The following is a 14,376-nucleotide window of genomic DNA, read 5'->3' on the forward strand; positions in this document are numbered from 1 at the left end:
CCACCGTTCCTGTCAGCATCCCTGCAACGTTCCATCATCACGCACTGCGAGAAGGACGTCATTCCATGTCCAAGGGTTCCGATCTGCTCGTCGCCGCACTCGAAAACGAGGGCGTCGAGCGCATTTTTGGCATTCCCGGTGAAGAGAACCTCGATGTCGTCGAGTCGCTTCGCCACTCCAGCATCGAGCTGGTCATCACCCGCCACGAACAGGCTGCCGTGTTCATGGCCGCCACCTACGGCCGCCTGACCGGCAAGCCCGGCGTATGCCTGGCCACGCTCGGCCCGGGTGCACTGAACTTCACCACCGGTGCCGCCTACGCACTGCTCGGCGCGTGGCCGGTGATCATGATCACCGGGCAGAAGGGCATCGTGGCCAGCAAGCAGGCGCGCTTCCAGATCGTGGATATCGTCAGCACGATGAAGCCGCTGACCAAGTCGGCGCGGCAGATCGTTTCGGCGCGCACCATCCCCACCATCGTCCGCGAGGCCTTCCGCACGGCGTTGGAGGAGCGCCCCGGGCCGGTGCTGCTGGAACTGCCCGAGGACATCGCGGCGATGGAGGTCGAGGACGTTGCACTGATCCCGCCACACCCGGTGGATCGGCCGATCGCCAGTCCCGAGGCGCTGGACCGTGCGGCGCAGATCATCCGCGAGGCCAAGCGTCCGCTGCTGGTGATCGCGTCGGCGGCGTCGCGACCGCAGTCCAGCGAAGCGCTGTCGGCCTTCGTACTGCGGGCCGGCATCCCGTTCGTCACCACGCAGATGGGCAAGGGCGCGGTGGCCGGTGGCTCGGGCCTGTACATGGGCACGGCGGCACTGAGCGAGCGCGACTACGTGCACATGGCCATCGATCAGGCCGACGTGATCGTGACCATTGGCCACGAGGTGACGGAGAAGCCGCCCTTCGTGATGCGCCCGGGTGGCCGCACGGTCATCCACATCGGCTACTCGCAGGCCGCGGTGGAGCAGGTGTACTTCCCGCAGGTGGAGGTGATCGGCGATATCGGCCGCTCGCTGACCCTGCTGGCCGACCGTATCGAGGGCAGGGTGGACAACGCCGCTGCACTGCTGCCGCTGCGCGCGACGATCCTGGAGCACATCGCCGACCGCGCCGAAGAGGCCGGTTTCACGCCGCAGCGGCTGGTGCATGACGTGCGCCAGGTGATGCCGCCGGACGGCATCGTGGCGCTGGACAATGGCATGTACAAGATCTGGTTCGCGCGCAACTACCGTACCCAGGTGGCCAATACACTGCTGCTGGACAACGCATTGGCAACGATGGGCGCAGGGCTGCCGTCGGCGATCATGGCCTCGATCCTGTACCCGCAGCGCCGCGTGCTGGCGGTGTGTGGCGATGGCGGTTTCATGATGAACAGCCAGGAGCTGGAGACCGCGCGGCGGCTGGGCCTGAACCTGGTAGTGCTGATCCTCAACGACGGCGCCTACGGAATGATCCGCTGGAAGCAGGCGGTGGATGGTTTCGCCGACTACGGCATGACCTTCGGCAATCCGGATTTCGTCAAATACGCCGAGGCCTATGGCTGCCACGGGCACGAGGTGACGGCGATCGAGCAGTTCATTCCGACCCTGGAAGCAGCGTTCACCGCGGGCGGCGTGCATCTGGTGTCGGTGCCGGTGGACTATTCGGAGAACCAGCGGGTGCTGGTGGATGAGCTGCGGCAGGCATTCCCGGGAAACGGGTAGGTGTCGCCCCCCGGAGCCCCGTAGGCGTCGCCCCCCGAGCCCGGTAGGTGTCGACCTTGGTCGACACAGTAGATCCAGACCATGCGTGGATGCCTCCCCATGCCCGGCGCGGTAGAGCGCCAACCAAGGTTGGCGGCTACCAGGGCGTGGATCGAGGTTGATCGACTGCGGCAGGCGTTCCTGGGAGCCCGGTAGGTGTCGACCTTGGTCGACACGGTGAGCGCCAACCAAGGTTGGCGGCTACCGGAGCAGGGGCGGCCCGAGGCCGGGCCTGGGCGCGTCCGGAGGCCGGGGCAGGGCGCTTTTGGTATGCTGGGCAGCCGGCTGCGCCGGGCGCAACACTCCCCCTCACTACACGATTCCCGCAGATCCATGAGCGAAGCTACCGATACCCCCCCCGTCGACGAAAACAAGTTGATCGCCGAGCGCCGTGAGAAACTCAAAGCGCTGCGCGGGCAGGGGATCGCGTATCCGAACGACTTCCGTCGCGAGGACTTCGCCGGCAGCCTGCAGGAAGAATTCGCCGATGCGGAGCAGTGGACCGCCGAAACCCTGGAAGGCAACGGCCGCCAGGTGAAGATGGCCGGTCGCCTGATGGCCAAGCGGGTCATGGGCAAGGCCAGCTTCGCCCAGATCCAGGACGAATCGGGCCGCATCCAGCTGTTCCTGCAGGGCAGCGTGCTGGGCGATGCCTACACCGCCTTCAAGGGCTGGGACGTGGGCGACATCATCGCTGTCGAAGGTGGCCTGACCCGCACCAAGACCGGCGAGCTGTCGGTCAAGGCCGAATCGATCCGTCTGCTGACCAAGTCGCTGCGCCCGCTGCCGGACAAGTGGCATGGCCTGGCCGACGTCGAACAGCGCTACCGCCAGCGTTACGTCGACCTGATCGTGACGCCGGAGTCGCGCGCGGTCTTCATCAAGCGCTCGAAGATCATCCGTGCGATGCGTGCATGGCTGGACAACCGCGACTTCCTCGAAGTCGAAACGCCGATGATGCATTACATCCCCGGCGGCGCGGCGGCCAAGCCGTTCACCACCCACCACAACGCGCTGGACCTTGACCTGTACCTGCGCGTTGCGCCGGAGCTGTACCTCAAGCGCCTGACCGTCGGTGGCCTGGAACGCGTCTACGAAATCAACCGCAACTTCCGCAACGAAGGCGTCAGCACCCGCCACAACCCGGAATTCACCATGATGGAACTGTACGAGGCCTATGCCACGTACAACGAGATCATGGACCTGACCGAAGGCGTGATCCGTGACGTGGCACAGTCGGTGAACGGCACCACCGTGGTTGAGTGGGACGGCGCCAACATCGACCTGGGCCCGGCGTTCCGCCGCTGGCGCATGGACGAGGCGGTGTGCCATCACAACCCGGAAATCTCCGCGGCCGACTGCACCGACCGTGACGCGCTGCTGCGCCATTGCGAGCGCCTGAAGATCCGCGTCAAGCCGTCCTACGGCTGGGGCAAGCTGCTGCTGGAGATCTTCGAAGCCACCGTCGAGCACACCCTGATCCAGCCGACCTTCATCACCGATCACCCGGTGGAGGTCTCGCCGCTGGCCCGCGCCAACGACAACGATCCCGGCTATACCGACCGCTTCGAACTGTTCGTCAACGGCAAGGAGCTGGCCAACGGCTTCTCCGAGCTGAACGACCCGGAAGACCAGGCCCAGCGCTTCCAGGCGCAGGTGGCGGCGAAGGAAGGCGGCGACGACGAGGCCATGCACTACGACGCCGACTACATCCGTGCGCTGGAGTACGGAATGGCGCCGACCGGCGGCCTTGGCATCGGCGTCGATCGCCTGGTGATGCTGCTGACCGGCAGCAGCTCGATCCGCGACGTGCTGCTGTTCCCGTACATGCGTCCGGAGCAGTAACCGGCGTTTTCGGCGTCCGTTTGTGCGCGTCGTCTCGGTTTGAGACGGCGCCATTGACGCATCCCGCACTCGGCGTATCGTTATTGCACAACCTTGACACCGGCTATGGCTTCATGAGGTCAGGGGAGGCCGCGATGTGGAGAATCCGCTTCACATTGTGACGACGATCATGAATCGGGGAGCTTGTGACGGGAGTCGAGCCGATGCAGGGTGCCAGCGTGCACAGCGGCGGGGTATCCTCGCCCGCTGACCTTTCAGCATGGTCGAGAAAGCAGGCAGAGAACGCCTTGAACATCGTCATCGTCGATGACCAGACTTCCGCACGGACGATGCTCCGTCACGTCATCGAGGACATCGCGCCGGAACTGAGCGTGCATGACTTCGGCGATCCGTTGACGGCGTTGGCATGGTGCGAATCGTACCCGGTCGACCTGCTGCTTCTCGATTACCGCATGCCGGAGATGGACGGGCTTGAATTCGCCCGCCGCTTCCGCCGGCTGCCCAAACATCGCGATATTCCGGTGATCCTGATCACCGTGGTGGGTGATGAGCCGATCCGCCAGGCAGCACTGGAAGCCGGCGTGATTGATTTCCTGGTCAAGCCGATCCGCCCGCGCGAACTGCGCGCACGCTGCTACAACCTGTTGCAGCTGCGCCAGCAGACCGAGAACGTGAAGCAGCGTGCGCTGTCGCTGGAGCAGCGGCTGCTGGCCAGCATGCACGAGGTGGAGGAGCGCGAGCGCGAGACGCTTTCGCGGCTGGCGCGTGCGATCGAGTTCCGTGATGCCGGCACCAGTGCCTACCTTGAGCGCATGGCGCGTGTGGCTGGCCTGATCGCCGAGCAGCTGGGCCTGCCGGAAGACGACGTCAAGCTGATCGAGATGGCCGCGCCGCTGCACGACATGGGCAAGATCGCCATTCCCGATGCGGTGCTGCTCAAGCAGGGCAAGCTCAATGATGAGGAGCTGGCGATCATGCGCCGGCATCCACGCATTGGCCATGAACTGCTCAGTGGCAGCCAGAACCGCTTCATCCAGGTCGGTGCATTGATCGCGCTGCGTCACCATGAGCGCTACGACGGCAGTGGTTATCCCGATGGCCTGGTCGGCGATGCGATTCCGCTGGAGGCACGCATCGTCGCTGTGGCCGACGTGTTCGATGCGCTGATCTCGCCGCGCCCCTACAAGGAAGCGTGGACGATGGAAGCCACCATGGCCTACCTGTATGCCCAGCGCGGGCGCCTGTTCGATCCGCGTTGCGTGGACGCGTTGCTGCGCGGTCGTGAGCAGCTGGAACAGATCTGCGCCGAGCACTCCACCGCCTCTGCACGGCCGGGACTGGGCGCGTGAAACGCCTGCTGTCGCGATTGCGGTTGCGCCTGTCCCAGCGGCAGGACAGCGAGCACGGGCAGCAGATCGTCCGCATCGTCCTGATCAGCCTGATCCTGGCTTACGTGCTGCTGCCTTCGGCGCGACACGATCTGCCGCACACCCAGTATGTCGGTGTACTGGCGATCGTGTTGACGGGGCTGAGTCTGTCGCTGCTGTTGTTCGGCTGGCTGCTGTGGCGGCCGCAGCGTTCCGATCCGCGCCGCGTACTGGGCATGCTGGCCGACTACGGCCTGATCGCCGCCGGCATGATCCAGATGGGCGAGCCGCTGTCGTGGGTCTACATCGTGGTGATGTGGGTGACGGTGGGCAACGGCATGCGCTTCGGCAACCACTACCTGTATGTGGCCGTGGCGATGGCGATGGTCAGCTTCGGCAGTACCGCGCTGTCGACCCCCTATTGGCAACAGAACGCACGCCTGGCCATCGGCCTGTGGCTTGGCCTGGCGGCGGTTCCCCTGTATTTTTCCACGCTGCTGCGGCAGTTGACCGAAGCGATGGCCGAGGCGCGGCGCGCCAGCGAAGCCAAGAGTCGATTCCTGGCCAACATGAGCCACGAGTTTCGTACCCCACTCAATGGATTGAATGGCATGACAGAAGTGTTGGCGACCACGCGCCTGGATGACGAGCAGCGTGAGTGCGTGAGTACCATCCAGGCGTCATCGCGCAGCCTGCTGGCGCTGGTCGAGGAAGTGCTGGACATCTCGGCGATCGAGGCCGGCAAGCTCCGAGTGGTCGCCGAGGATTTCGTTCTTTCCGAAGTGATGCAGGCGATCGGCCTGATCCTGTTGCCGCAGGCCAAGGCCAAGCGCCTGGACTACCGGGTGAAGGTGGCCGAGACCGTGCCGCCGACCCTGCGCGGCGACGTCGGGCATCTGCGGCAGATCCTGCTCAACCTGGCCGGCAACGCGGTCAAGTTCACCGATCACGGCCGGGTCGAGATCCGCGTCAGCGTTGTCCACGCCGACACCCAGGGTGGGGTGCGGCTGCGCTTTGACATTCTCGACACCGGCATCGGCGTTGCACCGGCGATGCGTCCGCGTCTGTTCGAGGCCTTCGAGCAGGCCGACGTCAGCATGGCCCGCCGCCATGAGGGTACCGGCCTGGGCACGACCATCGCCAAGGGGCTGGTCGAAGCGATGGACGGCGAGATCGGTTACCTGGACAACCCACCGCAGGGCAGCCACTTCTGGGTGGAGCTGCCGTTCGCGCCGCCGCAGCCGGTGGTCCCGGGTGCGGTACCGACCCTTGCCGCTGGCGACGAAACCGGTGCCGGCGGCAACGTCATCGCCTTCGCTGATCCGTTCCTGCGCCATCGCGCGCGCGTGCGCAGCATGCAGATCCTGGTCGCCGACGACCACGAGGCCAACCGCATGGTGCTGCAGCGGCTGCTGCAGAAGGCCGGGCACAAGGTGCTGTGCGTCGATGGTGGCGAGGCGGTGCTCGACGCACTGGCTGAAAGCGAGTTCGATGCGGCCATCGTCGACCTGCACATGCCGGGCATGAGTGGCCTGGACATGCTGAAGGAGCTGCGGGTGATGCAGGCCGGCGGCGGCCCGCGCACGCCGGTGCTGGTGCTCAGCGCCGACGTCACTCCCGAAGCCATCCAGCGCTGTACCCAGGCCGGTGCACATGCGTTCCTGGCCAAGCCCGTGGTGGCCGTGCGACTGCTGGACACCTTGGCCGAGATTGCCAACAACGCTCAGCTCAAGGCCAGTGCGCCGCCGATCGTGCGCACCGTCACCAACCTCGATGGCGTGCTCGATACCGGCGTGCTTGATGAGCTGGCGTCGCTGGGAATGGGCGAGGGTTTCGAGCGCGAGTTCATCCGCCAGTGCCTGGACGATGCCGAGTCGTGCCTGCGCAAGGCCGAAGGTGATGGTGAAGCGGCACGCTGGGGTGCTTTCCGCGAGCAGTCGCATGCGATCAAGGGCGTGGCCAGCAATCTGGGCCTGGTGCGCGCGTCCAACCGCGCCGGTGAGTTGATGCGGATGGCCGACTGGCAGCTCAAGGCCGAATGGCGGCAGCGTCTTGCGGTGCTGCAGGGGGCCATCAAGGAAGGCCGGCAGGCGCTGGATGCGCGCGCCGAACGCAAGGCACGCGGCGTGGCCGACGACGGCGAGCGGTAGAGCCAGGCCTGCCGGGCCTGCGCGGCGGGTTGTCGATGACTGCGCGCCGCATAAAAAAAGCCCGGTGGCCAGCCGGGCTTGAACCCTGCGGGGGAGGGGAACGTATCAGGCCACATCCAGATTGGCGCGTCGGGTCTGCGCTTTGATCAAACGGTCCATGGTGCGCAGCGAACGATCGCCCAGGGCCAGTGCCGAATCGACCCAGACCTTGGTGATTTCCAGCAGTTCGTCATAGCTGACCGCCTGTGCCAGGTTGCGCGCGGCGTTCATTGCCAGGTACGACTGCGGCAGGCGCTGCTGCTGGCGGATCATCTCTTCGACCGCGCCGCGGCCTTCACCTTTCCTGACCAGCACGTCGACCACGCCCATCGCGTGCATCTCCTCGGCGCTGTAGATACGGCCATCGAGGATGATCTTCTCGGCCAGCTGCGGCGCCACCCGGCGGCACAGGAACGAGTAGGCGCCCATGCCCGGGAACAGGCCGAACAGCACTTCGGGCAGGCCCATGCCGCAACCTTCCTCGGCCACGATGGTGTGGCAGGCCAGGGCCATTTCCAGGCCACCGCCCAGCGCATCGCCCTGGATCAGGGCGATCGAGCGGACGTCGCCGCCGAAGCCGGTGTGCAGGTGGTGAACGCCCTCCACGCAGCGTTGGGCGTAGGTCAGCAGCAGGTCGCGGTTGCCTTCGCGGATCAGGCGGGTGAACAGGTCCAGGTCGCCGCCCAGGTTGTAGGCGGCGGCGTCGGAGGCCAGCACGAAATGGCGCAGCTGGCCGCTGTGGCGCTGCGCCGGCCCGCGGGTGATGGCGCTCATGTAGCTCCACATCTCGTCCAGCATGTCCTTGCGGCAGCAGGGACGCACGCCGGTGGAGGCATCGGCGTGCATGAACAGCCAGTGTGCGGCGCCGTCGGCGCTGTCCTGGGTGCGGATGGTGGCATAGGGCGAGCCGCTGCTGGGCAGCTTTTCGATGGTACTCATGGAAGGGTCCTCGGCGGTGCGGCCCGCAGATCAAGGTGGTGGCCGGCGGGCCGAACGGTCCACTCACGCGGCGATGCTACACCGGCCCCGGGCCCGCGCATGCGAAAAGGCCCGGGTCGTTGCCGACCCGGGCCTGAGCGCGTTCAACTTTCCCGAAACCCTTACGGGGCGGGCGTATCGCGGAGTTCGCGACGCAGGATCTTGCCGACGTTGGTCTTCGGCAGCTCTTTTCGGAATTCAACGATTCTGGGGTGCTTGTAGCCGGTCAGGTTGGCCCGGGCGTGCTCCTTGACCATCTCGGCGGTCAGGTGCGGGTCCTTCTTGACGATGACCACCTTGACCACCTCGCCGGACTTCTCGTCCGGTACGCCGACCGCGGCCACTTCCAGCACGCCCGGCATCATCGCGATCACGTCCTCGACTTCATTGGGGTACACGTTGAAGCCGGACACCAGGATCATGTCCTTCTTGCGGTCGACGATGTAGAAGAAGCCGTGCTCGTCCATCTTCGCCATGTCGCCGGTGTGCAGCCAGTCGTCGGCGTCGATGGCCTTGGCGGTTTCCTCCGGGCGCTGCCAGTAGCCCTTCATCACCTGCGGGCCGCGGATGCACAGTTCGCCCACTTCGCCCAGCGCCAGGATGTTGCCGTTGTCGTCCTTGATGCAGGCATCGGTGGACGGAATCGGCAGGCCGATCGAGCCGTTGTACTCGGCCAGGGTAAGCGGGTTGATGCAGGCCGCCGGCGAGGTCTCGGTCAGGCCGTAGGCCTCGACCAGGGTGACGCCGGTGGTCTTCTTCCAGCGCTCGGCGACCGCACGCTGCACGGCCATGCCGCCGCCCAGGGTCACCTTCAGCGAGGAGAAATCGACGGTGTCGAAGCCGGGGGTGTTGAGCAGGCCGTTGAACAGCGTGTTGACGCCGGTGATCGCGGTGAAGCGCACCGACTTGAGCTCCTTGACGAAGCCCTTCATGTCACGCGGGTTGGTGATCAGGTGGTTGCAGCCACCGAACTTCATGAAGACCAGACCGTTCGCCGTCAACGCGAAGATGTGGTACAGCGGCAGGGCGGTGATGATCCATTCCTTGCCCATCTCGATGCCCGACGCGCTGATCCAGGCCGAGGCCTGCTGCATGTTGGCGATCAGGTTGCGGTTGGTCAGCATCGCGCCCTTGGCGACACCGGTGGTGCCGCCGGTGTACTGCAGGAACGCCACGTCGTCATGGTCGATCTCGACCTTCGGCAGGGTGTGGCGGCTGCCCAGCTTGAGCGCCTGCTTGAAGCGGATCGCGCCCTTCAGATGGTAGTTGGGCACCATCTTCTTGACGTACTTGAGCACGAAGTTGACGATCGTGCCCTTGGCGCCAAGCAGGTCGCCCAGGCCGGTGGTGATGACCTGCTTGACCTGGGTATCGGCGATGACCTGTTCGACGGTGTCGCCGAAGTTGTCCACCACCACCAGCGCGGTCACGCCGGCATCGACCAGCTGATGCTTCAGCTCGCGCGCGGTGTACAGCGGGTTGACGTTGACCACGGTCAGGCCGGCACGCAGCACGCCGAAGGTGGCGATCGGGTATTGCAGGCAGTTGGGCATCATCAGGGCGACGCGGTCGCCCTTCTTGAGCTTCAGCTCGCCCAGCAGGTAAGCGGCGAACTGTTCGACCAGGGCGTCGGTCTCACCGTAGGTGAGGGTCTTGCCGAAACTGGAGTAGGCCGGTCGGTCGCGGTACTTCGCGACGGAGGCGTCGAAGACCGAAACTACCGAATGGAACTCGTTGACGTCGATTTCGGCGGGAACGCCTTTCGGATAGCTCTGCAGCCAGGGACGATCCAGACTCATATTCCCCCTCCAGGAATCGTAATGATGGGTGCGGCGCGGACAGTATCCGCCAGAACCGCTCTCCGCAGCATACCGTCCCGTAGGGAAAACGCGAAGAGGGTGGACACTGCGCGGCCGTATGCGCCAAAAGCCGCCGGGCATGGCCCGGCGCTACCGAAGGCAAAGCTCGCCTCGTAGTGCCGGGCCATGTCCGGCGACCGAAGGCAAAGCTCGCCTCGTAGTGCCGGGTCATGCCCGGCGACCGAAGGCAAAGCTCGCCTGGTAGTGCCGGGCCATGCCCGTCGACCGAAGGCAAAGCCCGCCTGGTAGTTCCGGGCCATGCCCGTCGACCGAAGGCAAAGCCCGCCTGGTAGTGCCGGGCCATGCCCGGCGGATGATTCCGATGGCCGGAGACTCAGCTCTTGTTGCGCACCGGCGCGCCGTTGGCCTTGTAGTACGCAGCCGTGCTGCGCGGCAGCGGCGCGCGGCCACGGATCACATCGGCCAGCTTCTCGGCGATCATGATGGTCGGTGCGTTGAGGTTGCCGGTGACCACCTGCGGCATGATCGAGGCATCGACGATGCGCAGGGCTTCCAGGCCGTGCACGCGGCCCTGGCCGTCGACCACCGCCATCGGATCATCGGCGTGGCCCATCTTGTTCGAGCACGACGGGTGGTAGGCGGTCTCCGCATGCTCGCGCACGAACGCATCGATCTGCGCGTCGGTCTGCAGCGCGCTGCCCGGCGAGATCTCGCGGCCGCTGTACGGTGCCAGCGCCGGCTGCGCGAAGATCTCGCGGGTGATCCGGATTGCCGAGCGGAACTCGCGCCAGTCCTGGTCGTGCGACATGTAGTTGAACAGGATGCTGGGATCTTCGCGCGGATCCTTCGAGCGCACGTGGATGCGGCCACGGCTGGGCGAGCGCATCGAACCGACATGCATCTGGAAGCTGTGCGCTTTGATCGGGTTGGAGCCGTTGTAGTTGATCGCCACCGGCAGGAAGTGATACTGCAGGTTGGGCCAGTCGAATTCGGCATCGCTGCGGATGAAGCCGCCAGCTTCGAACTGGTTGCTGGCGCCGATGCCCGTGCCCAGGAACAGCCATTCGGCGCCGATTGCCGGCTGGTTGTACAGCTTCAGTGCCGGCGCCAGCGAGACCGGCTTCTTGCACTCGTACTGCAGGTACATCTCAAGATGGTCCTGCAGGTTGGCGCCGACGCCGGGCAGGTGGTGCACCAGGTCGATGTCCAGGCTGCGCAGCAGGTCGGCCGGGCCGACGCCAGAGCGCTGCAGGATCTGCGGCGAGGCGATGGCACCGCCGCAGAGCAGCACTTCGCGGCGTGCGGTGGCGCGCTGCGGCTGGTCGTTGTGCAGCCACTGCACGCCCACTGCGCGCTTGCCCGAGAACAGGATGCGGTCGGTCAGCGCGTGGGTGACGATGGTCAGGTTCGGGCGCGGCTTGGCCAGATCCAGGTAGCCACGCGCGGTGCTGGAGCGGCGTCCCTTCGGCGTGACGGTGCGGTCCATCGGGCCGAAGCCTTCCTGCTGGTAGCCGTTGAGGTCGTCGGTGCGCGGGTAACCGGCCTGCACGCCGGCCTCGACCATCGCCGCGAACAGTTCGTTGTTGCCGGCCTTGGGCGTGGTGACGCGCAGCGGGCCGTCGCCGCCGTGGTAGTCGTTCGGGCCGATGTCACGGGTTTCGGCCTTGCGGAAGTACGGCAGGCAATCCAGGTAAGTCCAGTCTTCCAGGCCCGGCATGCCGGCCCAGTTGTCGTAGTCCATCGCGTTGCCGCGGATGTAGCACATGCCGTTGATCAGCGACGAACCGCCCAGGCCCTTGCCACGACCGCAATCCATCCGGCGGTTGTTCATGAAGGGCTCGGGATCGGTCTTGTACGCCCAGTTGTAGCGCTTGCCCTGCAGCGGGAAGGCCAGTGCGGCGGGCATCTGGGTGCGGAAATCGAGCCGGTAGTCCGGGCCACCGGCTTCCAGCAGAAGCACGCTGACATCGGCATCTTCGGTGAGGCGGGTGGCCAGCACGTTGCCGGCCGAACCGGCGCCGATGATGATGTAGTCGTACTCGTTATGGGTGCTCATGGTTGCTCTCCTGCAGGCCGGGCGCGCTGCATGCAGGCGTCCCGGCGGAATGTCGGATCGGCGCGGTGGCCGGACGATGGGCGGTGCTCAGGGCGCGCCGGTCAGAACACGCTGGCGTAGTCGCCCAGCTCGACCTGCACCGACTTGATGCGGGTGTAGTGGCCGAGGGTGGAGATACCGTTCTCGCGGCCAACGCCGGACTGCTTGTAGCCACCGACCGGCATTTCCGCCGGCGACTCGCCCCAGGTGTTGATCCAGCAGATGCCGGCTTCCAGGCGATGGATGATGCGATGTGCGCGGCTGATGTCCTTGCTGACCACACCTGCGGCCAGGCCGAAGGTGGTGTCGTTGGCGCGACGCACCACTTCGTCCTCATCGTCGTAGGCGAGGATGCTCATCACCGGCCCGAAGATCTCTTCGCGGACAATCGTCATGTCGTCGCGGCAGTCGGAGAACACGGTCGGCAGCACATAGGCGCCCTCGGCCAGGGCACCGTCTGTGGCACGACCGCCGCCGGTCAGCAGGCGCGCGCCTTCGCTCTTGCCGCTTTCGATGAAGCGCAACACGTTTTCCATGTGCGGGAAGCTGGTCAGCGGGCCGAAGTTGGTCTCGGCGGCCATCGGGTCGCCGATGCGGATGCGCTTGACGCGCTCCACCACGGCAGCTTCGAACGCGGCCAGCATGCTGCGCGGCACGAACACGCGGGTACCGTTGGTGCAGACCTGGCCGGAGCTGAAGAAGTTGGCCATCACCGCGATGTCGGCGGCACGGTCCAGATCGGCGTCGTCACAGATCACCAGCGGCGACTTGCCGCCCAGTTCCATCGTCACTTCCTTCAGCGACGACGACGCGGCGCTGGCCATGACCTTCTTGCCGGTGGCCACGCCGCCGGTGAAGGAGATCTTCTCGATCACCGGGTGCTCGGTCAGCCAGTTGCCGATCTCGCGGCCCGGGCCCTGCACGACGTTGAACACGCCGTCCGGCACGCCGGCTTCGGTGTAGATCTCGGCCAGCTTGATCGCGGTCAGCGGGGTCACTTCGGACGGCTTGAACACCATTGCATTGCCGGCGGCCAGGGCCGGGGCCGACTTCCACATGGCGATCTGGATCGGGTAGTTCCAGGCGCCGATGCCGGCGACCACGCCCAGCGGCTCGCGGCGGGTATAGAAGAAGCTCGATTCGCGCAGCGGCAGCTGGATGCCTTCGATGGCGGTGGCCAGGCCAGCGTAGTACTCCAGCACGTCGGCACCGGTGACGATGTCCACCGTGGTGGTTTCGGCCAGCGCCTTGCCGGTATCCAGGGTTTCCAGGTGGGCCAGCTCGTCGTTGCGCTCGCGCAGGATCTCGACGGCACGGCGCAGGATGCGCGAGCGCTCCATGGCGGTCATCGCTGCCCACACCTTCTGGCCTTCGCTGGCGCTTTCAACGGCGCGTTCGACATCGGCCTGGCTGGCGATCTGTACGTCGGCCAGCACCTGGCCATTGGCAGGGTTGACGGTCTGGAAGGTCTTGCCGCTGGTGGCGTCGACGCGGCGGCCGTGGATGTACAGCTGTTGCACGGGCAGGGTGGTCATCGGCTTGCTCCTGGAAGGGATGGGGCGGGGTCGTGGCGCGCTCAGGGCGCGTTGGCCTGCAATTGGAAATCGATGTAGCCGTAGGCGATGCGGCGCGCCTTGTCGGCGTTGAAGTCACCACCGACCAGGCTGCCGCGCAGCCACAGGCCGTCGATCATCGCGGCCAGCCCGCGTGCGGACAGGCGTGCCTGTGCATGCGGCAACTGGCGGTTGAACTGATGGCAGAGGTTGGAGAACAGTCGCTGGTCGTTGGCGCGCTGCAGCCGCGCAAGTTCCGGCTGATGCATGCTGGCGGCCCAGAAGGTCAGCCATACGCGCATGGCGGTTCCGTTGGTCTGGCTGTCGTCGAAGTTGCCATCGACGATGGCGCGAAGCTGTGAACGTGCGTCGCCGGCGGCGGCGTCGCGATAGCGGGCAACGGCTGCCTTCAGTTCGCGCAGGATCTGCCGCATCGCCGCATTGAGCAGGCCGTCCTTGTCGCCGAAGTAATGGGCGACGATGCCGCTGGACAGGCCGGCCTTTTTTGCGATGGTAGCGACGGTGGCATCGGCCATGCCGATCTCGTCGATGGTCTGGAAAGTGGCCCGGATCAGCTGCTCGCGGCGGACCGGTTCCACGCCTTTCTTCGGCATTGTCTCTCCACGGATTGCGACCCGGAATGCCGGGCTGGTGAAGATCATACTTTTTATTGATTGAACGTTCAATCAATAAACCCTACGATGCCGGTCGCGCCCCCACGCCATGGGCCCGGTTTCCGGTCCGGCCCCGCCCATGTGCCCCCCTGGACTGATGAGACGACCCC

Annotated in this window: 9 protein-coding genes; 4 read left to right on the forward strand and 5 right to left on the reverse strand. The window is 65.9% G+C overall.

The window, feature by feature from the left end:
- Nucleotides 1-65: 65 nt before the first annotated feature.
- From CLM74_RS10270 to CLM74_RS10285, 4 genes are all read left to right on the forward strand, one after another.
- Nucleotides 66-1,706: an acetolactate synthase large subunit gene (locus CLM74_RS10270; RefSeq protein ID WP_099783886.1), complete on the forward strand. Its 1,641-nt coding sequence runs from the start codon at nt 66-68 to the stop codon at nt 1,704-1,706.
- A gap of 372 nt (nt 1,707-2,078) precedes the next feature.
- Nucleotides 2,079-3,590, forward strand: a complete 1,512-nt coding sequence (gene lysS / locus CLM74_RS10275) for a lysine--tRNA ligase (RefSeq protein ID WP_105163994.1) — start codon at nt 2,079-2,081, stop codon at nt 3,588-3,590.
- Nucleotides 3,591-3,793: 203 nt separating this feature from the next.
- Nucleotides 3,794-4,939 carry a two-component system response regulator gene (locus CLM74_RS10280; RefSeq protein WP_025878945.1) on the forward strand — a complete coding sequence of 382 codons (1,146 nt, stop codon included), beginning with the start codon at nt 3,794-3,796 and terminating at the stop codon, nt 4,937-4,939.
- Entirely contained in the window at nt 4,936-7,107 is a 2,172-nt protein-coding gene (locus CLM74_RS10285) for a response regulator (protein ID WP_032975476.1), read from the forward strand. Before CLM74_RS10280 ends, CLM74_RS10285 begins: the two co-directional genes overlap by 4 nt.
- 105 nt (nt 7,108-7,212) lie before the next feature.
- On the opposite strand, the gene CLM74_RS10290 is transcribed toward CLM74_RS10285, so the two are convergent.
- From CLM74_RS10290 to betI, 5 genes are all read right to left on the reverse strand, one after another.
- Nucleotides 7,213-8,085, reverse strand: coding sequence for a crotonase/enoyl-CoA hydratase family protein (locus CLM74_RS10290; RefSeq protein ID WP_025878947.1), 873 nt, complete (start codon nt 8,083-8,085; stop codon nt 7,213-7,215).
- A 161-nt stretch (nt 8,086-8,246) separates the two neighbouring features.
- On the reverse strand, nt 8,247-9,923 hold the full coding sequence (locus tag CLM74_RS10295) for a long-chain fatty acid--CoA ligase (protein WP_105163995.1): 1,677 nt from the start codon (nt 9,921-9,923) through the stop codon (nt 8,247-8,249).
- 394 nt (nt 9,924-10,317) lie between these two features.
- Complete coding sequence (gene betA, locus CLM74_RS10300; RefSeq protein ID WP_059064112.1) at nt 10,318-12,000, reverse strand: choline dehydrogenase; 1,683 nt, start codon at nt 11,998-12,000, stop codon at nt 10,318-10,320.
- Nucleotides 12,001-12,101: 101 nt separating this feature from the next.
- Nucleotides 12,102-13,574 (reverse strand): betaine-aldehyde dehydrogenase, encoded by a 1,473-nt coding sequence (gene betB / locus CLM74_RS10305; RefSeq protein WP_105163996.1) that lies wholly within the window; start codon nt 13,572-13,574, stop codon nt 12,102-12,104.
- Between the two features lie 41 nt (nt 13,575-13,615).
- Complete coding sequence (betI, locus tag CLM74_RS10310) at nt 13,616-14,206, reverse strand: transcriptional regulator BetI (RefSeq protein ID WP_032975469.1); 591 nt, start codon at nt 14,204-14,206, stop codon at nt 13,616-13,618.
- Between the last annotated feature and the right edge of the window lie 170 nt (nt 14,207-14,376).

Origin of the sequence: Stenotrophomonas sp. MYb57 (assembly GCF_002966815.1) — a bacterium.
In the GTDB taxonomy this organism is placed as follows: Bacteria; Pseudomonadota; Gammaproteobacteria; order Xanthomonadales; family Xanthomonadaceae; genus Stenotrophomonas; species Stenotrophomonas indicatrix.